The following is a 25425-nucleotide window of genomic DNA, read 5'->3' as shown; positions in this document are numbered from 1 at the left end:
GATAGCAACATCATGGCTGAAAAACTGATGAAGTACGCCGATGCCACGAAGAAGTACGATGTGGTGTTCGGCCTGGAGACGCACGTCGAGCTGTGCACGAAGACCAAGCTGTTCTGCCCGGCCGAGGTGAGCTTCGGCGGCGAGCCGAACACCCAGCTGACCCCGGTGAGCCTCGGCCTGCCGGGCAGCCTCCCGGTGGTGAACAAGACGGCCGTCGACTATGCGATCAAGCTGGGCCTGGCCCTGCACTGCGAGATCGCCGAGTGGAGCCAGTTCGCCCGCAAGAACTACTTCTACCCGGACATGCCGCGCGACTACCAGATCTCCCAGTACGACAAGCCGACCAACGGCAACGGCTACCTGGACGTGGAGCTTGAGGACGGCACCGTGTTCCGCGTGCCGATCGAGCGTGCGCACATCGAGGACGACGCCGGCAAGAACACCCACGTGGGTGGCGCCGACGGCCGCATCGAGGGCGCCGACCACTCCCTCGTGGACTACAACCGCGCGGGCGTGCCGCTCATCGAGATCGTGACCAAGCCGATCGAGGGCGCGGGCGACCGCGCTCCGGAGATCGCGGGCGCGTACATGCGCGCCATCCGCGACATCGTGCGCGCGCTGGGCATCTCCCACGCCCGCATGGAGCAGGGCAACATGCGCGCCGACGTGAACGTCTCGCTGCGCCCGTCCGCGGACGCCCCGTACGGCACGCGTTCCGAGACCAAGAACGTGAACTCGTTCCGCGGCATCGAGAAGACCATCCAGTACGAGATTCGCCGTCAGGCCGCGCGCCTCGACGAGGGCAAGGAGATCCTGCAGGAGACCCGCCACTGGGATGAGGCCTCGCAGACCACGGCCGGCGGCCGTCTCAAGTCCGATGCGGACGACTACCGCTACTTCCCGGATCCGGATCTCGTGATGCTGCACATCACCAAGGAGCACATCGCGGAGATCGAGTCCCAGATGCCGGAGATGCCGCGCGAGCGCCGCAACCGTCTCAAGTCCGAGTGGGGCCTGACCGACCTGCAGCTGCGTGACATCCTCAACGCCGACGCCCTTGACCTCATCGAGGACACGGTGCAGGCCGGCGCCTCCGCCGCGGGCGCGCGCAAGTGGTGGCTGGGCGAGCTGTCCCGCGAGGCGAACGCGAAGGGCGTCTCGCTCGAGGAGCTGCCCGTCACCCCGGCCGATGTGGCCGCCGTGGAGAAGCTCATCGCCGACGGCAAGCTCAACGACAAGCTCGCGAAGCAGACCATCGCCGGCGTGCTCGCCGGTGAGGGCACTCCGGCCGAGGTCGTCAAGAAGCACGGCTACAAGATCGTCGAGGATTCGGGCGCCATCGAGGCGGCCGTCGACGCGGCGTTCGAGGCGAACCCGGATGTCGTCGAGAAGCTCAAGAGCGGCAACATGAAGCCGATGGGCGTGATCATCGGCGCCGTGATGAAGGCGACGCGCGGCCAGGCCGACGCGAAGGCCGTCACGAAGATCGTGCGCGCGAAGCTCCAGTAGCGTCCGTCCGGCCGCGTCCGATTCGGTCCGATTGCGTCCGATTCGACCGGTCCGTCCGATGCGTTCGATACGGGGCGGGTTCCGCCGCATCCCCTTGCGGGGTGCGTCGGGACCCGCCCTTCGTGTTTTCCGCGCGATGTTTTCCGGGCGACGCTCGCGTGTGCGCCGTCCGCTCGCGCGTCGTCCGCCCGCGCGGCGTCGGCCCGTCCGGCGATGCGCCCGCACCGTGACGATGGTCACAGGCAAGCGCAGTCTCTTTTCAGCGTTCATACAGTCGAGTAGGATATTTTCGGCAATGATCGGTTTCCGACGAGGCGATGCCGGTCAGGCGATTCGGTTACGAATGCGAGGGATGGACAAGGATTATGAGTGAGCACACGGAAGCATCGGTGTCGGAGCAGCGGCGTGATCTGCCGTCGCGCATCGTGATTCCGCCGATTCGCGGCGAAATGGTGCATCTGCGTCCCGCCACCATGGAGGATCTGCCCAAGCTCGACGAACTCGAGGCCTATCATGGCGCCAACCGCATCACCGGCAAGGACGAGAACGCGGAACGTGCGGTGGTGCACGCGTGGGTGCGTCGCTCCGTGGCGTGGACGCAGGGTCAGGCGCCCAGCGAGTCGGGTGTGGGCGATCCGGAATCCCGCCGCACCATGGCGTGGGCGGTGCTCACCGACGCCGACCATGACGCCGACCATGTGACGGACGCCGCGTCCACCGGCAACGTCATCGGCATGATCTTCCTCATCGACATCGACGGATGGTCGCGTTCCGCGCGCATCCAGGTCATCCTCGGCAAGGACTACCGCGGCCGCGGCTATTCGCGTGACGCGATGCCCCGCGTCATGACCTACGGTTTCGCGCCCGAGCCGGCCGGTCTCGGCATGCACCGCATCTGGGTGGCCGTGCCCGAGCAGAACTCGCGTTCCGTGTCCGTGTACCAGTCGCTCGGCTTCGTGCCGTCCGGCACGTCGCGCGACGCCCTGTGGGATCCGACGACCGGCAAGTATCAGGACCTCATCGTGATGGACACGCTGTTCGACGAGTACGATCCGATCCGTTCGCTCGACGCGTTCGGCATGCACGTGTTCGAGGACAATCCGGGCATTCAGGAGGCGTTGAGCGCGCGCGAGCACTCCATCGCCATCCAGCAGCGGCAACGCGAGCAGGAGGATGCCGCTGGCGAGGGTGCGACCGACGCCACGGCGTCGGATGCCGACGTGCGCGACGACGCGACGGCCACGCGCGACCGCGTCGAACGTCATACGGAGCCGACGCGCGAGAACGCGCACCGCATGACCCCGGACGAGGCCCGCGAACGGCTGGGCCTGCCGCCCAAGAACGTGTCCGGCACGTCGGGCGGCACGCACGCCACGCGCGAATCGGCCGACGAGGAGAGCAACTGGCCGTACGGGCAGAGCGAACGCAAGACCTCGAAGGACGCGTGGTGGCGTACGCTCGGCCGCGGCCGCAAACGCGAGTAGACCGTCGCGTCGTCGGACCGCCGGACGACGTCCGATGCGCCGGCGCGCCGGCGAAATGTAGGGGCCATCGGTAAGGTGGTTTCCGGAACGAAGAGACCCGCGCGATGGCAGGGGCGTCGGCATGGGCGCGCCGCGGCGGGCCGAAGGGCATGAACGAAGGACGGATATGAGCGCCGAAGACCTCGACAACTACGAAACCGACGCGGAACTCGCACTGTACAAGGAGTACCGCGACGTCATCAAGCTGTTCACCTACGTGGTGGAGACCGAACGCCGCTTCTACCTGGCCAACAAGGTCGACTTCAACGTGCGGTCCGCCGGCCAGGACGTGTACTTCGACGTGCAGCTCACCGACGCGTGGGTGTGGGACGTGTACCGTCCCAGTCGTTTCGTCAAGAACGTGCGCATCGTGACGTTCAAGGACGTCAACGTGGAGGAAGTGCAGAAGAGCGACATCGACATCCCCGACGACATCCACTGAGTCGGGTGCGGCGCGCGTCGTTGACGTGCGGCCGACGCTCCGGCGTTGATATGCGGCCGTCCGTCGCCGTGGGTCCGATTCCGGGATCCGCGACGGCGGGCGGCCGTTCGCTTTTCGACGGCGTGCGGTCGGCGTGAGGCGGCCCTGCGATGACGTGCGGCGTCGTGCGTCCGATGTCCGATGGCGTGCGGCGGCCCTGCGATGGGGATGATTCTGTGTGCATCCGCACACGTGCGGCGTGCGGTTCCGGGCGCTCCGGTAGGATATGCGTGATTTGTTATAAGGAGATGAATGTGACCGACAAGCAATCCGTGGTGATCATCGGCGGCGGCCCCGCGGGCCTGACCGCGGCATGGGAGCTCATCAAGGACGGCGGCGCCGAGAAGTACGACGTCACCGTGCTCGAGGAGACCCGCGAATTCGGCGGCATTTCCCGCACCGTGAAGCATAACGGCAACCGCATGGACATCGGTGGCCACCGGTTCTTCTCGAAGGACGAGCGCATCATGGACTGGTGGAAGGAGACCCTGCCGCTGCAGGGCGCCCCCTCCTATGATGACAAGAAGCTCGGCCGCGAGCACGACATGGAGCCGGGCGGCCCCGACCCGGAGACCGAGGATAAGGTGATGCTCAAGCGCCACCGCGTCTCCCGCATCTACTGGAACCGCCACTTCTTCGACTACCCGATCTCCCTGAGCGCCAACACGCTCAAGGCCATGGGCTTCAAGCTCACCATGGTGGCCGGCTTCTCCTACCTGAAGTCGATGATCCACAAGCTGCCCGAGGACAACCTCGAGAACTTCTACATCAACCGCTTCGGCCGCAAGCTCTACTCCATGTTCTTCGAAGGCTACACGGAGAAGCTGTGGGGCCGTCACCCCTCCCAGATCTCCGCCGACTGGGGCTCCCAGCGCGTCAAGGGCCTGTCCATCATGGGCGTGCTCAAGAACGCGTTCCAGAAGCTCCTGCCGAAGAAGCGCTCCAACGCCGAGGTCGAGACCTCCCTCATCGAGGAGTTCTGGTACCCGAAGTACGGTCCGGGCCAGCTGTGGGAGACCGTCGAGCAGAACTGCGTCGAAGCCGGCGTCAACGTCGTCACCGACGCGAAGGTCGTGGAGGTGCGTCAGAAGGACGGCCGCATCGCCTCCGTCGTGACCGTCGACTCCGAAGGCAACCGCAACGAGCTCACCGCCGACCAGTTCATCTCCTCCATGCCCGTCAAGGACCTCGTCAACGCCCTCGACGCCGGCACCGAGGAGACCCAGGGCAAGCACGAGCCCAAGGACATGGTGGACGTGGCCAACGGCCTGCCCTACCGCGACTTCGTCACCGTGGGCCTGCTCGTCAAGCACCTGCGCCTCAAGAACACCACCGACATCCCCACGCTCGGTAACCCGCCGATTGTCCCCGACTGCTGGATCTACGTGCAGGACCCGGGCTACAAGGTGGGCCGCCTCCAGATCTTCAACAACTGGAGCCCGTACCTCGTCAAGGACGTCGACGATACCGTGTGGATCGGCCTCGAGTACTTCTGCGAGGAAGGCGACTCGTTCTGGAACATGACCGACGAGGAGGCCACCAAGTTCGCGATCTCCGAGCTCACCCGCATGCGCGTCATCAACGGCCCGGCGGACGTACTCGACTCCCATCGCGAACGCGTCAAGAAGGCGTACCCCGCCTACTTCGACACCTACGACCACATGGACGAGCTCGTCGAATACCTCGACGGCTTCGGCAACCTCTACTGCGTGGGCCGCAACGGCCAGCACCGCTACAACAACATGGACCACTCCATGGCCACCGCCATCGAGGCCGTCGGCAACATCAAGTCCGGCAAGACCTCGAAGAAGAACGTGTGGTCCGTCAACACCGACAAGTCCTACCATGAATCCAAGTGATGTGATTCGGTGAGTTTGAAGGCTCCTTCCCCGGTTGGGGAAGGAGCCTTTTTCGTACGCGTTCCGCATGCGTTCGACGCGTGCGACGTTGGTTTGCGTTGGTCCGATTGGCGTTGTAGAGTGAATCCAGTTCGCGGGCATGGCATTGCGGCGGACATTCACAGACGACTTGAGGTCGTAATCACATTTCAGGCGGAAGCCCGCGGGCATGCGTGGGCACATGCTGTGGAAAGGTATGAAACGTGGCAACTAGCCAGAATCTTGAGGAAATGAAGCTGCCTCAGCTCAAGGAGCTTGCCAAGCAGATGGGCCTGCGTGGCACGTCCACCATGCGCAAGCCCGAGTTGCTCGCCACCTTGCAGGCCGCCCGCAACGGCGGGGAGCCGCCGGCCGGCGTCACCGTGCGCGTGCCGAAGAAGACCGCGAAGGCCGCCGAGGAGCCGAAGGAGACGACCCCCACCCTCGAGCAGGCCGCGGCCCAGGAACAGACCCAGGGCGAGACCGCTCCGGAAGCCCCGGCCGCCGAGGCCGCGAAGCCCGTTGAGCAGACCGAACAGCCCGCCGAGCAGGACGAGCCGCGCGGCAAGCATCGTCGCACCCGTCGTACGGCCGAGGGCGACACGGACGCCGACGCCGCCGTCGCAGGCCTGGAGGACCACCGCGAGGAAAGCGCCCGCAAGGGCCGCCGTGCCGAGCGTCGCGTCGTCGAACCGGCGCCCATCGACACCGCCAACCTGCTGGACGCGCTCGACCTCGACCGCAAGCCGTCCGACGAGGCCAGCGCGCCGAAGACCGGCCGCCGCCACGTCATTGACGAGAACGGCGACGAGATCATCGTGGCCAACGTGCGTCGCCGTCGCCGCTCCTCCGACGAGCAGGAGCAGAACCACGAGACCGAGGTCGTGCGCGACCTCGACGACATCCTCGCCACCCTGCCCACCCAGCGCAACGACGCCCACGGCGAGAACGCCGAGCCGCGTCGCGGCCGCGTCGACCGCCCCGAGCGCTCCGACCGTGGCAACGACCGCTTCAACGCCGAGCGCAACGACCGCAACGTCGGTCGCGACGCCGAACGCGGCAACGACCGCGACGAGCGCATGGACCGTCGCGGACGCCGCCTGCGCGGCCGCAACCGCAACGACTTCGACGACCGTCGCGGCAACCGTGACGAGCGCGCCGAACGCCTCGTCAACGACCGTCTCGACCGCACGGAACGCGGCGACCGCGCCGAGCGCAACGCGGGCCGCGACGAACAGAACGACCTCGTGCCCGTCGCCGGCATCGTCGACGTGCTCGACTCCTACGCATTTGTGCGCACCTCCGGCTACCTGCCCGGACCGAACGACGTGTACGTCTCCATGGGCCAGGTCAAGAAGTACGGCCTGCGGAAGGGCGACGCCGTGCACGGCGCCATCCGCGCCCCGCGCGAAGGCGACCGCCGCAACCAGCGTCAGAAGTTCGTGCCGCTGCAGTCCATCGACTCCATCAACGGCATGACCGTCGAACAGGCGGCGAACCGCCCGCAGTTCAGCAAGCTCACCCCGCTCTACCCGCAGGAGCGCCTCAAGCAGGAGACCACGCCGAACAAGCTCACCGGCCGCATCATGGACATCGTCTCCCCGATCGGCAAGGGCCAGCGCGGCCTCATCGTCTCCCCGCCGAAGGCCGGCAAGACCATCACGCTGCAGAACATCGCCAACTCCATCACCACGAACAACCCGGAAGTCCATCTGATGGTCGTGCTCGTGGACGAGCGTCCGGAAGAGGTCACGGACATGGAGCGCACGGTGCAGGGTGAGGTCATCTCCTCCACCTTCGACCGTCCCGCCTCCGACCACACCACCGTGGCGGAGCTCGCCATCGAACGCGCGAAGCGTCTCGTCGAGCTCGGCCAGGACGTGGTGGTGCTGCTCGACTCGATGACCCGACTGGCCCGCGCCTACAACATCGCCGCGCCCGCCTCCGGCCGCATCCTGTCCGGCGGCGTGGACGCGCAGGCCCTGTACCCGCCGAAGAAGTTCTTCGGCGCGGCCCGCAACATCGAGAACGGCGGCTCGCTCACCATCATCTCGTCCGCGCTGGTGGAGACCGGCTCCAAGATGGACGAAGTGATCTTCGAGGAGTTCAAGGGCACCGGCAACATGGAGCTGCGCCTCTCCCGCGAACTCGCCGACAAGCGCCTGTTCCCCGCCATCGACATCAACGCGTCCGGCACCCGCCGCGAGGAGCTCATCACCGCGCCGCAGGAGCTGCCGATCGTCTACCGTCTGCGCAGGCTGCTCGGCGGCATGGAGCCCGAGCAGGCGTACCAGACGCTCGTGCCGCGCCTCAAGAAGACCGCCACGAACCGCGACTTCCTCGCCGCCATCGTGCAGCAGTCCGGCGGCGGCGCCGTCAACGGCAACTGATCGGTTCGCGGTTCGCGGTTTGCGGTTTGCGGGCCGATTGCGGCGTCCGCGACCGCGGGGCGTCCGCGGTCGTGAGTGAATAGGGCCTCCTTCCGGAGACATCGATGTGATGCGATGTCTCCGGAAGGAGGCTTTTGTCGTATGTGGGGCGGGTTGTGGGACGCGATCTCAGGGCGGGCAGCGGGTTCCGGGACGTTCGGCACCGTAGTCAGCGTCCGTGGGGACGCGCGGTGCGGGAATATCGGGTGCCACACCCCTTGAATATAAGGAAATGCCCACTACGTAGGGGTGTTGTACCCACACAATCCCATATGGCGAGTAATGTTCCATTGTGGGTGTGCCCCCTTCGATGTCGGGGGGAGTACAGGATTCTCATCATAAGGAGTAGAGGGTTTTCATGACGATAAAGCAGTTGTTCGCAGGCGTCGCCGCGGCGGCGACCCTGCTGGGTGGTTTCGCGTTGGGCGCGGCCACCGCGAATGCGGCGGAGGCGTCGGCCGATGCGTTGGCTGCGTCCGATGGCGTGATCACGTTGTCCGGTGAGGGCGTCAACGAGCGTTCGTTCAAGGCGGTGCGTATCGGTTCGTACGTGTCCGCGTCACTTTCCGACAAGCAGGCGAATCTGGTCAATTCGGTCGAGGTCGGGACCGTCGATGACGCGAAGGGCGTGTTGGAGACGGCGTTGAACGCGGTCGACAAGGACGCGTATGAGGCGAGCGTGTACGGCAAGGCCGGCAACCCGGCCGGCTACGTGGCCGCGAACATGAATGATTCGAATGCCGAGCCGTGGGATGGTGCGCTGCGCAAGTTCGTGACCAGGCTCGCCGCGGAGGATGCGTTCAAGACGCTCGTGGAAAAGTCCACGCTGACGGCGACGGGCAAGGACGGCACGGCGAAGTTCGAGAAGCTGCCGGAGGGTCTGTACGTGGTGGTGGATGCCACCGAGGGACAGTCCGGTGATGCGAACTACGGCCCGTCGATCCCGATGGTCGTGGCGACCGCGGTCGCCGGCCGGAGCTTGCTCGGTCTGGATGGCCAGAAGCTGGGCGAGGTGGATGTGAAGAACCAGCCGAACCAGGCGCCGACGAAGACCGTCACCGGTGACACCGAGGGCACGGTGAATGTGGGCGATCAGCTCACGTACACGGTGAAGGGTGAGATCCCGAGCACCGTGGGCCATGACAAATTCAGCTACCAGTTCAAGGACTACCCGGGCAAGGGCCTGACCGTCGAGGACATCTCCACCAACGTGAAGGTGTACGTGGCTGGCAAGGACGGCACGTACCCGGCCGACCCGCTGTCCGCCGACGAGGTGGAGACCGGTTCCTGGAACGACGTGGACCGCGTCGTGGGCTCCGACGACGGGTCCAGGTACTTTACCGTGACCGTCAGTGACGTGTCCGCGTACTCCAACCGCAAGATCAAGATGGTGTACACGGCCACGGTCAACCAGGACGCGGTGGACACGGTGTCCAACAAGGCGACCGTGAGCCCGAACGGTCAGGGCGAGTCGAAGCCCGGCGAGAAGAAGCTGAAGACGTACGGTTTCCAGTTCACCAAGACCGATGCGGACGGCAACAACCTCAAGGGCGCCGAATTCACCATCACGAACCAGGACGGCAAATACATCTCGCAGCAGGAGCGTGGCGGCCTGTCCGATGACGCGGAGTATTGGAACGCCGATCAGACGAACGGCGTGTTCACTGTCACGGGCCTGAAGGCCGGCACGTACACCGTCACGGAGACCAAGACCCCTGAAGGCTTCATGACCGCGGTCAAGGCGAAGTTCACCGTCACCATCGACAAGGACGGCAACGTCTCCTATCAGGAGAATGGGATGTTCGGTCTGGTGTCCGGCGACGCGTCCGCCATCAAGGTCAAGAACGTGAAGAACGTGACCGAGCTGCCGAAGACCGGCGCCGCGGGCATCGCCCTGTTCGTCGTGCTCGCCGGCCTGCTCGCCGGCGCGGCGGCCACCGTGTTCGCCAAGAGCCGTGCCACCAAGCGCGCGCTGGAGGCCTGACCGGTACGTCGCACCTGCAGCACACCACCAACCCGGCGCGGAGCGGTATCCGGACCGCCGGGCGTGTGACCGCGCGGGTGACGGAACCGTCCCGCCGCCCGCGCACCCCGGCCGGCGCCCCCCTCATCGAAAGGCGACGCTGGCCGTCGCAGCATCCTCCACGGCCGCGCCACGGGCGCGGCCGCATCGCATGTCAACCCACCAAGGAGACGTCCAATGACGACGCATCATAGGGGAGACCGCTTCTCACCGGAGGAAGTAGCCTATCTCAACACCCTCGCCGCCGTGCACTTCGCCGACGAGGAACGCATCCGCTACACCGACGAGTTCAAAATCGAAAGCCTCAGAAGCTACTTCAACGGTGAATCGCCCGTCCAGATCTTCCGCAAAGCCGGACTTGACTCCGCGCTCATCGGCAACAAGCGCGTCGAACGCTGCTTCGCACGCTGGAAGGCGAACGAACGGCTCGTCCAGGAAGCCAAGCATCCAGGAAGCACCCCGCCCCACCATGTCAAGCAGAAAAGCGACGTCCCGCACGACGAGGAACGACACACGGTGTCGCTGTTCGACATCTTCGACAAGACCTCCGATATCGGCATCGACCCGGAGCGGCTGATCCTCTCCTCCGACAAACGCATCGACCTGCGCGACCTCATCATCTACCAGCAGGCGATGCACATCAGCGACCTGCAGAATTCCGTGGACCGCATGCAGGAGGAGCTCGAAGACCTGCGCAATCTGAAGAAACAGCTGGGCCTGTAAGCCTTCCATGAGCGACGGCAAGCCGGGGAAATGTCCAAGAACATTTCCCCGGCTTTTCGGCATTCATGGGGCGGTTACACGAACACAACGCGGCGGAATCACCCGCCGCGTACCGTCGACCTCAAGATTCGGGCGGAACAACAGCGCGGATCGCAACATCACTGCCGGACGCCGGCATACGGCATGGCATCCGGAACATAAGAGAGGAAAGTGATGACGATGAGGAAGACAAACGCAAGCAAGGCGATGGCCATCACCGCGATCGTGGCGGCGGCGTCCATGGCGCTCGCGGGCTGCGGCTCGGCGAGCAACGGCTCGAGCTCCGGCTCCGGCAAGCAGGACACGTTCGTGGCCGCCGGCATGTTCCCGGAGACCGGCTCCATGGCGTACATCGGACCATCCAACGTGGCCGCCCTGAAGCAGGCCGCCGACGACATCAACGCGGCCGGCGGCGTGCTCGGCAAGGACATCACCACCACCACGGCCGACACCTCCGACGCGGACCACGCCGACCAGAACACCGCGGCCGCGCAGAGCGTGCTCTCCAAGAAGCCGTCCGTGGTGGTGGGCCCGCCGTCCAGCTCCGTGGTGAAGAACACGTACAAGCAGGTCACCGAATCCGGCGTGCCGATGATCTCCGAAGGTGCCACATCCACCTCGCTCAGCGGCATCAGCGACAAGTTCTTCCGCACCATCGCCCCGGACACCGTCCAAGGCGCCGTGCTCGGCCAGGTCATCGCCCAGGAGGGCGTGAAGAACCTCGCCATCGCCGTGTTCAACGACGAGTACGGCACCCACCTGCGCGACGTCGTCGTCAAGACCGTCGAAGCGGCGGGCGTGAACGTCGTCTACGGCGAGAAGGACACCTTCGATCCGACCGAGACGAACTTCTCATCCATCGCCACCGCCGTCAAGGCCTCCAACCCGGACGCCACGCTCGTCATCGCGTTCGACCAGACCACCGCGCTCGTCAAGGCGCTGAAGACCGCCGGCGTCGACACCCACAAGCTGTTCATGTCCGACGGCAACACCGTGGACCACTCCGCCGACTTCGACGCCGGCCTGCTCGAAGGCACCATCGGCACCATCCCGGGCGCCCACCCCACCGACGACTATCAGGCGAAGCTCAAGAAGATCGACCCCAAGGTCACCGACTTCACCTACGCCAACGAGACCTATGACGCGGTGGTGCTCGCCGCGCTCGCGGCCCAGAAGGGCGGCAGCGCCGACGGTGAGACCGTCGCCAAGAACCTGCCCGCCGTGTCCGGCAAGAACGGCGGCACCAAGTGCAAGTCGTACAAGGAATGCCTGACGGCGCTCAAGGCCGGCAAGGACATCCAGTACCAGGGGCTGGCGGGCATCGGCGCGTTCAACGACGCGAACGACCCCTCCACCGCCGCCATCGGCATCTACAAGTTCGATGCGGACAACAAGCCGGTGTTCGACCACTCGCAGGAGGGCTCCGTGCCCAAGGCGTGACGCGGCCGGAAGCCCGCGGGATCCGCGATCTGCATACGAAGGAGCCTTCGCCGGTGGCGGAGGCTCCTTTATAGGTTCTTTTGGGCTTCAATTGGTAACCATGCCGGTCGACGAGACGGCGGCCGAATGCGGAATCGGCTTGATTCCGGGAATCCTCATCCGGCCTGCTCCGACGTTGCCCGCGACGGTTACCAACTGAAGCATGTGATGACCAACTGAATGGGCCGGCCGGTCCGGTGCCGTGCTCTCACCGTGTCTTTACTGTGCCCTTACTGTGCCTTCACCGTGCCCTCACCGCGCCAGCGCGGTGAGGGCGTCGATCTCGGCGAAGTAGCGGTCCGGTTCGAGCCCATCCACCGTGGCCACGTTGGTCATATGCACGCCGTCGAGCCCGCCGTGCGCCACGATGACGTCCAATGTGCGACGATGCCATGCGGAATCGAGGTACGGTTCGATGCGCGGCTGGCCCATGGCGCGCATGGCGCAGGCCAGCGCGTGCGCGCCCCAGTTCGACGTGCCGGAGACGATGAGCTCGTCCGTGGCCACACGGCAGGCGATGTCCTCGCCGTGATCCACGACGCCCGCGATGGCGTATTCGGCCACGCGGCCCATGCCGATCTCGTTGCCGCCGTCGCCCACGCCGATGGTGTGCAGGTCCAGCTGCTTGAGCCGGCTCAGCGGTGCCGTCCATTCGCTGATGTCGATGCCGCGCATGTTGTGTGGGTTGCCGTCCGCACCGGGGCCCACGCGTTCGATGTAGATGAGCGTGTCGATGTCGTTGGCACGGGCCAGATCGATGACGCCGTTCATCCAGCCGTCGAAGCGTTCGTGCACCGGGGCGACGAGCACGTGGTCGTCCGGCAGGAGCCCCTTGGCGCTGGGCTGGATGACCGGCGCGCAGCATTCGTCCGTGACGAGCCAGGCGTCGCCGCCGATGGCGCGCAGGGCCATGCACACCTCCAGCGCGCCGAGCGGGCCGTCGGTCTCGGCGGCCGGATGTTCGGCCTTCGGAATGAAGAACCCGGTGACGACGAGCGCGCGGCCGGGTCGGCCGGTGACGAGCTGCCGTGCGGCCCGGAACAGGTCGCCGCGTGAGTAGGTCATCAGCGTCTCCGAACCGCGGCCCACATCCCGTGAGGCCAGACGCGCGATGCGCGCGATGCGTGGATAGAAGCGCCAGCTGGCCAGATTGGCGAGCGATGAGGTGTTGGCGTCCATGAGTGGCTCCCTTCTGTGAAACATGACGTGGAACATGCGTGAGACATATGTGAAACGTCATGTGAAACAACTTCGTATGGTGTGGGACATTCCGTGAAACAGCGGGCGGGGCGTGGGGCGTTCCGTGGAACACCGCGTGAAACGGTCGGCGGTGGTGTGGAACACCGCGTGAAACAGGGGTGGAACGACTAGGGCTCGACCACGCCCAACACGTCGTCGAACCGCACCGCATCGCCCGGAGCCGCCGACCGCCGGAGCGTGCCGGCGATCGGTGCCGTCACCTCCGTCTCCATCTTCATCGCCTCGACCACCACCACCGGATCGCCGGCCGCGACGGCCGCGCCGTCGTCCACCAGCCAACGCACCACGGTGCCGGTGATCGTCGAGGCGATCGCGCCGGCCGGACGTGCCGCTTCGTCGGCCGCGCCCGCGCCTGCACCGCCGGCGGAATCACCCGCCGCCCCCGGCAGCCTCGTCGACGCGCCCAACGTGCCGTTCGCGGCGGACGCCAACACGGCGCCCAACGTGCCCGGCAACCCCAGACGCATCCGCCGGCCGTCCAATTCGATCCATGCCTGCACCGGCTCGGGCACCCCGGCGCGCGCGCCGGGCGCGCCCGAAGCGAGCGATGCCGCATCGGTGCGCGGCAGCAGCACCTCCTCGATCCACCGCGTGTACACGCGGAACGAATCCGGGCCGTCCGGCGCGGCGAAATCCGGGTCGGACAGCACCGTCTTGTCGAACGCCTTCACCGTGGGCACGCCGCGCACCTCCAACTCGGCTAGAGCGCGGGCGGCGCGGCGCAGGCACGCCTCACGCGTCGGCGCCCACACCACCAGCTTCGCCAGCATCGAATCGAACCGGTCGGACACAATCGAACCCGCCTCAACGCCCGTATCGAAGCGGACGCCCGGACCGGACGGCACGCGCAGCGACTCCACCACGCCCGGGAACGGCACGAACCCGCGCGACGGATCCTCCGCGTTGATGCGGAATTCGACGGCGTGGCCGCGCGGCGGCACCGCGCGCGCCACCACATCGGCGGCGGACGCGCCCTCCGCCACCGCGAACTGAGCCTCCACCAGATCCACGCCCGTCGTCATCTCCGTGACCGGATGCTCCACCTGGATGCGCGTGTTCACCTCCATGAACGACATCGTGCCGTCCGGATCAACCAGGAACTCCACCGTGCCCGCGCCGGCGTAGCGGGCGCGCTCGCAGATCGCGACCGCCGCCCGCTCGAGCCGTTCGCGCGTGCCCGGCGCGAGGAACGGCGCCGGCGCCTCCTCGATGAGCTTCTGGTTACGGCGCTGCAGCGAGCAGTCGCGCGTGCCCACCGCCACCACATGCCCGGACAGGTCGCCCAGCACCTGCACCTCCACGTGGCGCGGCCGCGCCAGGAACCGTTCGATGAAGCAGTCGCCGTTGCCGAACGCCACCTCGGCCTCATGCGTGGCCGAAAGGAACGCCTCGCGCACATCCTTGAGCTCGTGCACCACTTTCAGGCCGCGCCCGCCGCCGCCATACACCGCCTTGATGGCCAACGGCAGGCCGTGCTCGCGGGCGAAGTCGACCACCTCCTGTGGATCGCGCACGGGAGCGGTGGTGCCGGGCGCCATCGGCGCGCCCACCTCGGCGGCGATGCGCCGCGCCTCCACCTTGCTGCCGAGCAGACGGATGGTCTCCGGGCTCGGGCCGATCCACGCGAGTCCCGCGTCGATGACCGCCTGGGCGAACTCCGCGTTCTCCGAAAGGAACCCGTAGCCGGGATGCACGGCGTCCGCGTGCGCCTTGCGCGCCGCCCCGACGATCGCGTCGATGTTCAGGTACGTGTCCTTCGCGTCGGCGCCGCCCAGCGCGTACGCCTCGTCGGCGAGATGCACGAACAGGGCGTCCGCATCCGGATCGGCGTACACGGCGATGGCCGTGCGGTCCGTGTCATGGCAGGCGTGGATGATGCGCGCCGCGATCTCGCCGCGGTTGGCGACGAGGATGCGGCGCAGGCGACGGTTCGGGTGACGGGTGGGTTGCGGGGTGTTCGATTGTTCCGATGGTGTGGTGGGCTGCGGCTGTGGCATCATGACGTCCTTTCATGCGTGGTGGCGGAGGCTCTGGAAACGGCGGGGGTTGCGTTTGCGGAGACGGCGGCGGTTTCGGCGGGATCGGTCGCGGTTGCGGCGGGCTCGCCGGCCGCATCGGCGGCGACGCCGTCGGCGTCGTGCCGCGCGACGGTGAAACGGACGCGCGCGCCGGGCGGCAGTTGGCCTGCCGTGACGAGGGCCTCGCGCGTGAGCACCGCGATGACCGGATACCCGCCGGTGACCGGCTGGTCGCGCAGGAAGATGAGCGGCAACCCGTTGCCCGGCACCTCGATGCTGCCGGGAACCGTTGCCTCGCTTTTGAGCTCGGCGTGCGGGTCGCGGCGTGCGATGAGCGGGGACGTCGAGCGCGGCTCCGACTCCGGCCCGCGCGGCGCGTGTGTCGCCCCTGACGCTGCGTGCGACGCCGCGGGGAAGGTGCGCGAGGCGGCAGGTGTGTCCGTCGCGGCGAGGCGCAGCCCTACGCGGTTCGACTGCGCGGTGACCGTCCACGTGACGCCGAGGAACGCGGCGACGCCGGCTTCGGTGAACCAGTCGTCGCGCGGGCCGAGCGTCACCGCGAGTTCGGTGACGTCGCCCGGCTTCGGCAGATCGTCCGGCCACGGTTGGGGGAGACCGACGCCGGCGCCCGGTCGTGCGGCCGGACGTACGGGCAGCAGGTCGCCGCGCTTCAGCGGCGCGGGACCGATGCCGCTCATCGTGTCCGTCGATGCCGAGCCGAGGATCGTGGCGACGTCGAAGCCGCCACGCACCGCCAGATAGTCGCGTAAGCCGGCGGCGGGGGCGCCGACGGCGAGCGTCTCGCCGTCGCGCAGCAGCACCGCCTCCTGCCGGGTCACGGCGAACGTGCGGACGGGGACGGCCGTACGGATGCGGGCGGCGGACGCGTGCGACGCGCCGGCATCGGATGACGTGTCGGCGTCGGGGACGGCCGGTGCGTCGGCCGCGTCGGACGCGGTGATGGTGACGGATGCAGGCGCGCCGGCCACCGCGACCACGACGTCGCCGTGCGCGATGAACGAGACGCCGCCGGCCGTCAGCTCGAGAGCGGGCGTGCCCGCAGGGTTCCCCACCAGTTCGTCCGCCAGACGGAAGGCGCGCGGGTCGGCCGCACCGGAGCCGGTGACGCCCATCTGCGGCGCGTGACGGCCGTCGTCCTCGAACACACTCAGCACGCCCGGGTTCACGACCTCCAAGAACGGAGCGCCCGGTTCGGCGGGCGCCGGAGATGTAGGGGCCGGTGCGGAAGACACGGCATCGGACGCCGGGGATGCCGCGACGTGAGCGGCGGATGAGAGCTGGCCGACGGTGCCGGTGACCGGCTCGCGGGTCACGCCGTCGGCGCTCCGCACGTCGCCCTCGTCGGCGTGGGCGCTCGCCGTGGCGCGGACCGGTGTGAACCGGACGGTGTCGCCCGGCGCAAGCAATGCAGGCGGGTCGGCCGCCGTATCCCACATCGGCGTGGACGTGACGCCGATGAGCTGCCACCCGCCCGAACTGGACCGCGGATACACGCCGGAGAACGTGCCGGCCAACCCCACCGACCCCGCGGGAACGGCCAAACGGGGCGATGTTCGGCGGGGCACGTCGAACAGCGGGTCGCCGCCGGTGAGATAGTCGAAGCCCGGCGCGAAGCCGCCGAACGCCACCGTCCACGGATGCCCCGCATGCCGTGCGACCACCTGCTCGGCGGAGACGCCGAGCAGCGAGGCCACGTCGTCGAGATCCTCGCCCTCGTAGACCACCGGAATCTCCACGGTGCGGGACCGTGCGGTCCGCACGCCGCGGGTGTCCAAGCGGCGTATCGCTTCGCACAAGCGTGTGCGGAAATCGTACGAGCGTGAGCCCGATGTGTACAGGCGATGCCCGGACTCGTACAAGCGGTCGTACTCCACATACACCGTGCGTGCCGCCGGCAGCAGCTGCGTGACGCAACGCAGCACGGCGGCGTCGGCGGCGTCGGCGGTTGCGGCGGTTGCGGCGCCGGATTCCCCGGTCCCACAGGCGCCGTCATGGCTTGCCGCACTTGTTCGGGTGTCCTCGGAGCCTAGCGAGACGTCCACTGCCGAGCCCGGGCCGCCCGCATCCTCCGGCAGCCGCCCGCGTTCGCGCGCCCTGGCGCACGCGGCATCGAGCGCCGTGTACAGGCGCAGCGCCTCCGCCAATCCAGCGCATTCGACGATCATCGCCGATTCGCCGCAGGGGAGGAAACGCATACGCATCCCGCCGCCTCCGACGGACGTGACCGTCATCCCGGTTGCTCCCGTTTGCCCGGGTGCTCCCGCTTTTCCGGATGCTCGCGCCGTCCCGGCCGTTGCCGCTTCCGTCGCCGACGTCATCGTGCGCCTCCGTCGCTCACACGCCGACGAACGGACGGACCGCGACGCCCTCGGCGGCGAGACGCCCGCGCACCGCCTTCGCCAGGGCCACGGCCGCCGGCGAATCGCCGTGCACGCACACCGAATCGGCGTGGATCGGCACCGTCGTGCCGTCGACGGCCTCCACCGTTCCCTCGAGTACCATGCGGGTCACACGCGCGGCCACTGCATCCGGATCGGCGATCACCGCGCCGGGCAGGCGGCGCGAGACCAACGTGCCCTCCGGCGTGTACGCCCTGTCCGCGAACGCCTCATGGAACACGCGCAGGCCGGCGGCCTCGGCCAGACGGCCCACCGCCGAACCCGGCAGCGTCAGCACACCGAGCGAGGCGTCGATGGCCGCGATGGCGTCCACCACGGCCTTGGCCTGCGCTTCGTCTGCCACGATGCGGTTGTACAGCGCGCCATGCGGCTTCACATAGCCCACCCTCGTGCCGGCCGCGCGGGCCATGCCCTCCAGCGCAGCCAACTGGTACATCACGTCGGCGGTGAGCTCAGCGGGCGCGACGTCCACGTAGCGGCGCCCGAAGCCCGCCAGATCGCGGTAGGCGACATGCGCGCCCACCGCCACGCCGTTCGCCGCCGCGTTCGCCAGCGTGCGGCGCATCACGGACGGGTCGCCGGCATGGAATCCGCACGCGATGTTCGCGCTGGAGACCACGTCGAGCAGCGCGGCGTCGTCGCCGAGCGTCCAACGGCCGAAGCTTTCGCCCATGTCGCTGTTGAGATCGATGGAGATGGTCATGAGTCAGTCCTTGTGTGGTCTTTGTGTGGTGTCCGTCGCGTGCGTTCACACCATGTAGTCGAGGTCGCGCTTCGAGGTGATGAGCATGTGCCCGGGCGCGTGCGTGATGGCGAACGGCGGCTTTGACGCCATCACCGCTGCCTGCGGGGTCACGCCGCACGCCCAGAACACGGGGACGTCGCCCGGCTCGAGGATCGGCGCATCGCCGTAATCCGGATGTGCCAGGTCCGTCACGCCAATCGCGGCCGGATCGCCCACACACACGGGCGCGCCGTGCACGGACGGGTAGTAGCCGGAGATGCGCACCGCGTCGGACACCTGCGTGGCCGGAATGCCGCGCATCGAGACGACCATGGTCGAATGGAACGCGCCCGCCGGACGGCACGCGACGGACGTGTCGTACATCGGCACGTTGCGTCCGGCGGTGATGTGCCGCACCGGCACGCCCGCCTCCATGAGCGGGAACTCGAACGTGAAGCTGCATCCGATGACGAACGTGACCAGATCGTCACGCCAGTATCCGGTGATGTCCGGCGTTTCCGCCACGAGCTCGCCGTGCTCCCACACGCGGTAGAGCGGCACGTCGGTGCGGATGTCCGCGCCCGGGCAGGTGACGGGCTCGGTCACGCCGGGCTCCATCACCTCGAGCAGCGGGCAGGGCTTGGGGTTGCGCTGCGCGAACAGGAGGAAATCGAACGCGAGCTCCTTCGGCAGGATCATGAGGTTCGCCTGCGCATAGCCCTTCGCGATGCCGCAGGTGGGTCGCACGAGCCCCTTGCGGAACGCGAGCCGCGCCTCCTCGGGCGAGGAGGCGTCCGTGAGCGCGGCCGCAGCGGCCTCCCGCCGTACGTCGGCGTCGCCCAGCGCGGCGTCGTCCGCCGTGCCTGCCGTGCCCGCCGAGTCCGCCTCCCGCAGTGATGGCGATGCTTCGATTCCCGTCATATCGTCCCCCTTCGTGTTCCGGCATGTTCCGACGCATACGGCATGTTCCGGCCGTGCCGTACGGCACGTGCGCCGAGCGGCGGCACGTCCCCGCCGCATCACCTGCACGATACGGCCGCGTCCGTTACGGGACGGGCACGGTTTGTGACGGTTTCATTTCGGCCGTGCAACGGTGCGCCGCCCCGGCGAAACATACGCCGGATAGGTTGGGCGCGGACAGTACAGGACCGGGAAACCGGTCGTTTGACGTCGGGCGCGAACGCCGGACGGGAAGGGGAATTCCGATGAGCTCCATCGTGTTGGGAATGGGCAACGGCAAGGCGATGTTCGGCGACGAGAAGGTGAGCGACGCCGATCTCATCACGCTGGTGGATCCGGCCGGACTCAACATCAACGCCTTCGACCTGAGCGTGCTGCGCGGCGACGGCATCTTCGAGGCCACCACCGTATGGAAGGGATACCCGGTCTCCCTGGAGAACCACCTTCGCCGCCTGGCCCAATCCGCCGCCATGGTGGACCTGCCCAAGCCGAACTTCGAAGCGCTCACGCGCGGCGTGGAACGCGTCATCGAAGCATACGACGACCCGGAACCCGGCCCGCTGCTGCGCATCATCGTCTCCCGCGGCCTCGACCCGGACACCGGCGTGGGCAAGGCCTCCGACCGCACGCCCACCGTCTTCATCTTCCTCGACGCGAAAGGCACCCTGCACGAGGTCGATCCGATCAGCATGGCCTCGATGACGCGCGGCTACCCCTCCGACATCACCGGACGCGCCCCGTGGCTGCTCAACGGCGCGAAGACGCTCAGCTACGCGTTCAACTGCGCCGTGCACCGCGAATGCGCGCGCCGCGGCGTGGGCGACGCCGTCCTCTACACGGAGGACGGCTACACGATGGAATGTCCGAACTCCTCCATCGTGGCCCGGTACGGCGATACGTTCGTCACGCCCGACCCGTCCATCGGCATCCTCAACGGCACCTCCCAGCGCGAACTGTTCGCATGGGCCCGTCAGGAGGGCAAGAGCATCGAATACCGCAAGCTGCCCATCGCGGAGCTGCGCGAGGCCGACCGTCTGTACATGACGCACGGCGGCTGGATCATCCCCGTCAACGAGATCGACGGCCGCGCCCTCGACTACAGCGCCGACGAGATCGCCGCCGTCAACGACGCGATCCACACCGGCCGCACCCACGACGACGCCCTCACCATCGGCCCGGACTACCGCTACTGAACGCGCCGAATGCGCTGGTGCTGGTACCCCGCGTATGGACCGTGCAACGTGGAGTAAGGTGGCACGTATGACAGAAACGACGAGCACGACCCCCTCCGAAGACGGCGGCGACTGGCTGAGCGCCACCGTCACCCGCAACCCCGGCGAGAACGCCACCGTCATCGACTCCGAACAGGCGGCCAAGGACCCCGAGACCGCCCTCACCGTGGCGAAGATCAAGTCGCTGCGCCAGTCCATCGACAACGTGGACACGGCCATCGTCTCCCTGCTCGCCGAACGGTTCAAATACACGTCCCAGGTGGGCGTGCTCAAGGCGCGCGCCGGCTTCGCGCCCGCCGACTACAAGCGCGAGGACTACCAGATCGAACGCCTGCATCGCATCGCCGTGGCCGCGGGCCTCGACCCGGACATCGCCGAGATGTACCGCGAATTCGTCGTCACCGAAGCGAAGAAGCGCCACCAGCGCATCGCCGACGCGGGCGGCGATCCGGGCGTGCTGGACGTGTTCGCCTGACATGCGGTCCCCCCATTCCCATGGCCGTCACGGCGGTCATGCGCATGGGCGCGCCTTGGCGTGCGCATGCGCGCTCGTCGTGGCGTCGTCGCTCGCCCTGGGCGGCGCGGCCGGCACGGAGGCGGTGCGGACGCACGTCGACGCTCCCGCCGTCGCCGGGCATGACGTGTTCACCGTGACCGACGGGTCCGGCACGCCCGGTGACCTGTATTTCGCCGCGTCCGGATCGGTCGATTCATCCGATTCGTCCGGTTCGTCCGATGGGTCCGGCTCCTCCGTCGCGTCCGCCGTGACGCGCGTGCCGGCCGGCGAACGGACGCTGCCGATCGGCGTGCGCGTCGACTATTCGTTGGACGGGCCGAACGTGAGCCGTGAGACAGTGACCGGCGCGAACGGCCTCGTCGGCGTGCACGTCACCCTCGACGCGGATGCCTCGGAAACGTTGGAACGGCTCGTCGACGATACGGACGCCGACGACGTGACCCCCGCGGCGCAGTCGCAGCGCATGCTCGTCGTCTTCACCATCCCCACCAGCGTGACCGACGACGTGCAGGTCGGCGACGACGCCGTCGCCCTCACGCAAGGCTCGAACATCATGGTCGCCGCCGTGCTGCGTGTGGGGGAGCGGCTCGACTGCTACATGACAGCCAAGAAGTTCACGATGGGACAGATGATCGTCGTCTCCGCGGCCGACGCGTCCGCGCTCGCCGCCACCGCACAGGCCCTGGGGCAGGGGTCGATCGCGGTGAAGGACCTCGACGGATCCGCCGCCGGCGGCAACGGCTCGACCGGCGCCAACCAGCGGCTCATCGACCAGCTCACCTCCCTGCGCGACTTGGAGCGAGGGCTCGCCCAAAGCGCCATCGCCGAACAGCAGGCCGCCTACGACAAGGCGTTCCACGCCTACATGGCCGCGTACGTCGGGTCATACACGAACCACTTGTCCGGCTCCATCGGCTCGTCCACGCAGCTGACCGCGCTCATGGGCACGGCCGGCGAGCTGAGCGGCGACACCCCGCTCGCCGCCGCCGTGCTCGACGAGGCGAACGCCACCGACGCGCTCGCCTCCGCCCACCAGCACGCGGGCGCCGCCGACGCCATCGAACAGGTGATTCGCATCGTGCGCGCGCAGGGCGTGGACGGGCTCGCGGACACGCTCACCCGCCGCGCCGGCGAAGAGGAGACCGAGGGCGCGAAGGCGTACTCCGCCGGGCAGAGCCAGCTCTCCCAGGCGATGATCCCGTATTCGATGGCGTACACGGACGTGTACACGAAGCATTTGAGCGCGTTGACCGGCGGTGCGTCTGCCGGCGCCTCCGCCTATCGGGACCAGGCGATCGCAGCCACGGACAAGGAGTTCGCGACGAGCGCCGATCTGGCGGACGACACCGCGAAGGTGGACGCCGCGATGGACGCGCTGGCCGCCGCGCGCGAACATACGGGCGCCGCAAGCGCGTATCGGCAGATTGTGCTGCGGTTCGCGGGTGAGCTGTCCGGTGCGGGAGAGCTGTCCGGCGTGGGTGGGGCTTCCGTCGCGTCCGGCACTGCGTCCGATTCTATAGAAACGGGTGTTGCGGGGTCCGGTGGGGCTTCTGGTTCGTCCGATTCTGTAGGAACGGGCGTTGCGGGGGCTGGCGGGGCTTCTGGTTCGTCCGATTCTATAGGAACGGGCGTTGCGGGGGCCGGCAAGGCCTCTGAATCGCCCGATTCTATAGGATTGAGCGCGGCTGCGGACGGTTCGCTGGCTGCCCGGGCGGAACGCGCGCGGTTGAAGCGCGTGGCGGCGGCCGAGCGCAAGGCGGCCAAGGCGTCGGACGGCGACGTGACCACCACCGTCATCGACGAGAACGCCGGCACGACGTCGAGCGGCGACGTGATGAAGTTCGCCGGCGGCATCCCCGGCGTCGGCTCGTCGGGCGGCTCGTCGAAGAACGCGTCGAAGGGCAAGTCGGGCGGCACGACGCAATCGGACGGCTCGGACGGTGCGGAAGGCAAGGCGTCGTCCGCGACGACGAACCGTCCCTCGCCGTATCTCGGCATGGCCGGCCTGAGCTCCGGTCCGCTGCTCTCCATCGACACCACCGGACTCATCAACGACACCGCGACGCTCGGCGACGCCGGCGCGCTCGTCGCGCAGGCGCTGGGTGAGCGGGACGTGCAGGCGCTTCTGCCGAAGGACGGCGCCGCGCAGGTGGACACGAGGTTCCTCATCGTAGAACCGGGACTGTAGCCGGCCGCTGGTAGCGCTCACATTTACGCAGCACAGTAAAACCGTTGTAAATATTGGGGTAATCGTTTACTGAAAATCGTGTTTCATGGTGTGTCGCGCGGGGATCGCGTCGTATTGTTGAGTGCAACGAAACGTGCGGCCGCAGCAGTGAAGACGGACGCACCGACCTCTCGGAAAACCATTCACCCCCATGCGTGATGTCTCCCGGACGAGACGCCGACGGCATGGACGGCATGAAGGAAGGCAATCAGCGATGACGGAATCGCGTAAGGACACGACGGTCACGGACACCATCGGCGACATCACCAAGGCGGCGGAGCAGGAGGTCTCGCGTGGATTCTCCACGCGATGGCCGCTGAACAGCACGTTCATCTTCACGTTCGGCGCGCTCGGCGGCATGCTGTTCGGCTTCGACACGGGCATCATCTCCGGCGCCTCGCCGCTCATCGAATCCGACTTCGGCCTGAGCGTCTCCCAGACCGGCTTCATCACCTCGTCCGTGCTTATCGGCTCATGCGTGGGCGCGCTGTCGATCGGCGCGCTGTCCGACCGGTTCGGACGCAAGAAGCTGCTCATCGTCTCCGCGATCCTCTTCCTGCTCGGCTCCGGCCTGTGCGCCACCTCGACCGGCTTCCTGATGATGGTCGCCGCGCGCATCATCCTCGGCCTCGCCGTCGGCGCCGCGTCCGCCCTGACCCCGGCCTACCTCGCCGAACTTGCGCCGAAGGAACGCCGCGGATCGCTCTCCACGCTCTTCCAGCTGATGATCACGTTCGGCATCCTGCTCGCCTACGCCTCCAACCTCGGCTTCCTGCACCACAACCTGCTGGGCGTGCGCGACTGGCGCTGGATGCTCGGCTCGGCGCTCGTGCCCGCCGCGCTGCTGCTCATCGGCGGCATTATGCTGCCGGAATCGCCGCGCTACCTCGTCAACAAGGGCGACATCCGCAACGCGTTCAAAGTCCTGACCCTCATTCGCAAGGACGTCGACCAGGCGCAGGTTCAGCTCGAACTCGACGAGATCAAGGAAGTCGCCGCGCAGGACACCAAGGGCGGCGTGCGCGAGCTGTTCCGCATCGCGCGCCCGGCGCTGCTTGCCGCCGTCGGCATCATGCTCTTCCAGCAGCTCGTCGGCATCAACTCGGTGATCTACTTCCTGCCGCAGGTGTTCATCAAGGGCTTCGGATTCCCCGAAGGCGACGCGATCTGGGTGTCCGTCGGCATCGGTGTGGTCAACTTCGTCTCCACGATCATCGCCACGCTCATCATGGACAAGTTCCCGCGCAAGAAGCTGCTCATCTTCGGCTCCGTGGTGATGACCGTCTCCCTCGCCATCCTCGCCGTGATGAACTTCGTGGGCGATGTCGCCGCGCTCGCCGTGCCGACGATGATCCTCATCGCGTTCTACATCCTTGGCTTCGCCATCTCCTGGGGCCCGATCGCGTGGGTGCTCATCGGCGAGATCTTCCCGCTGTCCGTGCGCGGCATCGGCTCCTCGTTCGGCTCCGCCGCGAACTGGCTGGGCAACTTCATCGTCTCCCAGTTCTTCCTCATGCTGCTCGACGCGTTCGGCAACAATGTGGGCGGTCCGTTCGCGATCTTCGGCGTGTTCGCGCTGCTGTCGATCCCGTTCGTGATGCGCTTCGTGCCCGAGACCAAGGGCAAGTCCCTCGAGGAGATCGAGGAGGAGATGACCCGCCGCTGAGTGGCGGTGGTTGGTGCCGGTTGGCCGTTGCGGCCGATTGTCGCGGTGTGAGACGGTGCATCCGGGTTTCGGCCGCTGGGATTGCGTCAGCGGCCGATTGCCGCGGTGGAAGGTAGTTCGCCGCGATTATCGGCCGCCGAATCACCTCGAATATACGATGGAGGGCTCTGAATCCCTAGCGCATAGGGATTCAGAGCCCTCCATCGTGTTTCTAAGCAGCCGGCGGCAAAACCCAAAACCACCCGCTACTTGTCCGCTACTTACGGGCTACTTACGAGGCTTCTTAACAGGCTGAGCCGTGGTGGACGGTCCGGTGGA

The 25425-nt window shown here is 67.5% G+C and carries 17 protein-coding genes; 12 read left to right on the top strand and 5 right to left on the bottom strand.

Going from position 1 to position 25425, the window contains the following annotated elements:
- Nucleotides 1-12 precede the first annotated feature (12 nt).
- The 8 genes from gatB (at nt 13) to JS531_RS07175 (ending at nt 12044) form a co-directional block, all read left to right on the top strand.
- A complete protein-coding gene (gene gatB / locus JS531_RS07210) occupies nt 13-1509 on the top strand; it encodes an Asp-tRNA(Asn)/Glu-tRNA(Gln) amidotransferase subunit GatB (RefSeq protein WP_214314528.1) in 1497 nt (498 codons plus the stop codon).
- 365 nt (nt 1510-1874) lie between these two features.
- Nucleotides 1875-2993 (top strand): GNAT family N-acetyltransferase, encoded by a 1119-nt coding sequence (locus JS531_RS07205; RefSeq protein WP_214314526.1) that lies wholly within the window; start codon nt 1875-1877, stop codon nt 2991-2993.
- Nucleotides 2994-3159: 166 nt separating this feature from the next.
- Nucleotides 3160-3474 carry a DUF2469 domain-containing protein gene (locus JS531_RS07200; RefSeq protein WP_163196996.1) on the top strand — a complete coding sequence of 105 codons (315 nt, stop codon included), beginning with the start codon at nt 3160-3162 and terminating at the stop codon, nt 3472-3474.
- 293 nt (nt 3475-3767) lie between these two features.
- Nucleotides 3768-5372: an FAD-dependent oxidoreductase gene (locus JS531_RS07195; RefSeq protein ID WP_214314524.1), complete on the top strand. Its 1605-nt coding sequence runs from the start codon at nt 3768-3770 to the stop codon at nt 5370-5372.
- A gap of 242 nt (nt 5373-5614) precedes the next feature.
- On the top strand, nt 5615-7780 hold the full coding sequence (rho, locus tag JS531_RS07190; RefSeq protein ID WP_214314522.1) for a transcription termination factor Rho: 2166 nt from the start codon (nt 5615-5617) through the stop codon (nt 7778-7780).
- A gap of 397 nt (nt 7781-8177) precedes the next feature.
- Complete coding sequence (locus JS531_RS07185) at nt 8178-9803, top strand: SpaH/EbpB family LPXTG-anchored major pilin (RefSeq protein WP_214314520.1); 1626 nt, start codon at nt 8178-8180, stop codon at nt 9801-9803.
- A 216-nt stretch (nt 9804-10019) separates the two neighbouring features.
- Nucleotides 10020-10565: a hypothetical protein gene (locus JS531_RS07180; protein ID WP_214314513.1), complete on the top strand. Its 546-nt coding sequence runs from the start codon at nt 10020-10022 to the stop codon at nt 10563-10565.
- A 219-nt stretch (nt 10566-10784) separates the two neighbouring features.
- Nucleotides 10785-12044 carry an ABC transporter substrate-binding protein gene (locus tag JS531_RS07175; RefSeq protein ID WP_214314511.1) on the top strand — a complete coding sequence of 420 codons (1260 nt, stop codon included), beginning with the start codon at nt 10785-10787 and terminating at the stop codon, nt 12042-12044.
- Between the two features lie 291 nt (nt 12045-12335).
- On the opposite strand, the gene JS531_RS07170 is transcribed toward JS531_RS07175, so the two are convergent.
- From JS531_RS07170 to JS531_RS07150, 5 genes are all read right to left on the bottom strand, one after another.
- A complete protein-coding gene (locus tag JS531_RS07170) occupies nt 12336-13262 on the bottom strand; it encodes a glutamate cyclase domain-containing protein (RefSeq protein WP_214314509.1) in 927 nt (308 codons plus the stop codon).
- Between the two features lie 188 nt (nt 13263-13450).
- Nucleotides 13451-15265: a biotin carboxylase N-terminal domain-containing protein gene (locus tag JS531_RS07165; RefSeq protein ID WP_240542099.1), complete on the bottom strand. Its 1815-nt coding sequence runs from the start codon at nt 15263-15265 to the stop codon at nt 13451-13453.
- A 74-nt stretch (nt 15266-15339) separates the two neighbouring features.
- A complete protein-coding gene (locus tag JS531_RS07160; RefSeq protein WP_240542095.1) occupies nt 15340-17577 on the bottom strand; it encodes an urea amidolyase family protein in 2238 nt (745 codons plus the stop codon).
- A 139-nt stretch (nt 17578-17716) separates the two neighbouring features.
- Nucleotides 17717-18484, bottom strand: a complete 768-nt coding sequence (locus JS531_RS07155) for a 5-oxoprolinase subunit PxpA (protein ID WP_214314507.1) — start codon at nt 18482-18484, stop codon at nt 17717-17719.
- A 45-nt stretch (nt 18485-18529) separates the two neighbouring features.
- Nucleotides 18530-19426, bottom strand: a complete 897-nt coding sequence (locus tag JS531_RS07150; protein WP_214314500.1) for a putative hydro-lyase — start codon at nt 19424-19426, stop codon at nt 18530-18532.
- Between the two features lie 284 nt (nt 19427-19710).
- Here JS531_RS07150 and JS531_RS07145 point away from each other — a divergent pair, with 284 nt between their 5' ends.
- The 4 genes from JS531_RS07145 (at nt 19711) to JS531_RS07130 (ending at nt 25107) form a co-directional block, all read left to right on the top strand.
- Nucleotides 19711-20658 (top strand): aminodeoxychorismate lyase, encoded by a 948-nt coding sequence (locus JS531_RS07145; protein WP_214314498.1) that lies wholly within the window; start codon nt 19711-19713, stop codon nt 20656-20658.
- A 67-nt stretch (nt 20659-20725) separates the two neighbouring features.
- Complete coding sequence (locus JS531_RS07140; RefSeq protein ID WP_236034556.1) at nt 20726-21172, top strand: chorismate mutase; 447 nt, start codon at nt 20726-20728, stop codon at nt 21170-21172.
- A 55-nt stretch (nt 21173-21227) separates the two neighbouring features.
- On the top strand, nt 21228-23402 hold the full coding sequence (locus JS531_RS07135) for a hypothetical protein (RefSeq protein ID WP_214314496.1): 2175 nt from the start codon (nt 21228-21230) through the stop codon (nt 23400-23402).
- 253 nt (nt 23403-23655) lie between these two features.
- On the top strand, nt 23656-25107 hold the full coding sequence (locus JS531_RS07130) for a sugar porter family MFS transporter (protein WP_346427769.1): 1452 nt from the start codon (nt 23656-23658) through the stop codon (nt 25105-25107).
- Nucleotides 25108-25425 lie beyond the last annotated feature (318 nt).

This window comes from Bifidobacterium sp. CP2 (assembly GCF_018555635.1).
Lineage (GTDB): Bacteria > Actinomycetota > Actinomycetes > Actinomycetales > Bifidobacteriaceae > Bifidobacterium > Bifidobacterium saguinibicoloris.
Note: the sequence above shows the minus strand (reverse complement) of the source record. Positions and strands in the feature narration are given on the sequence as shown.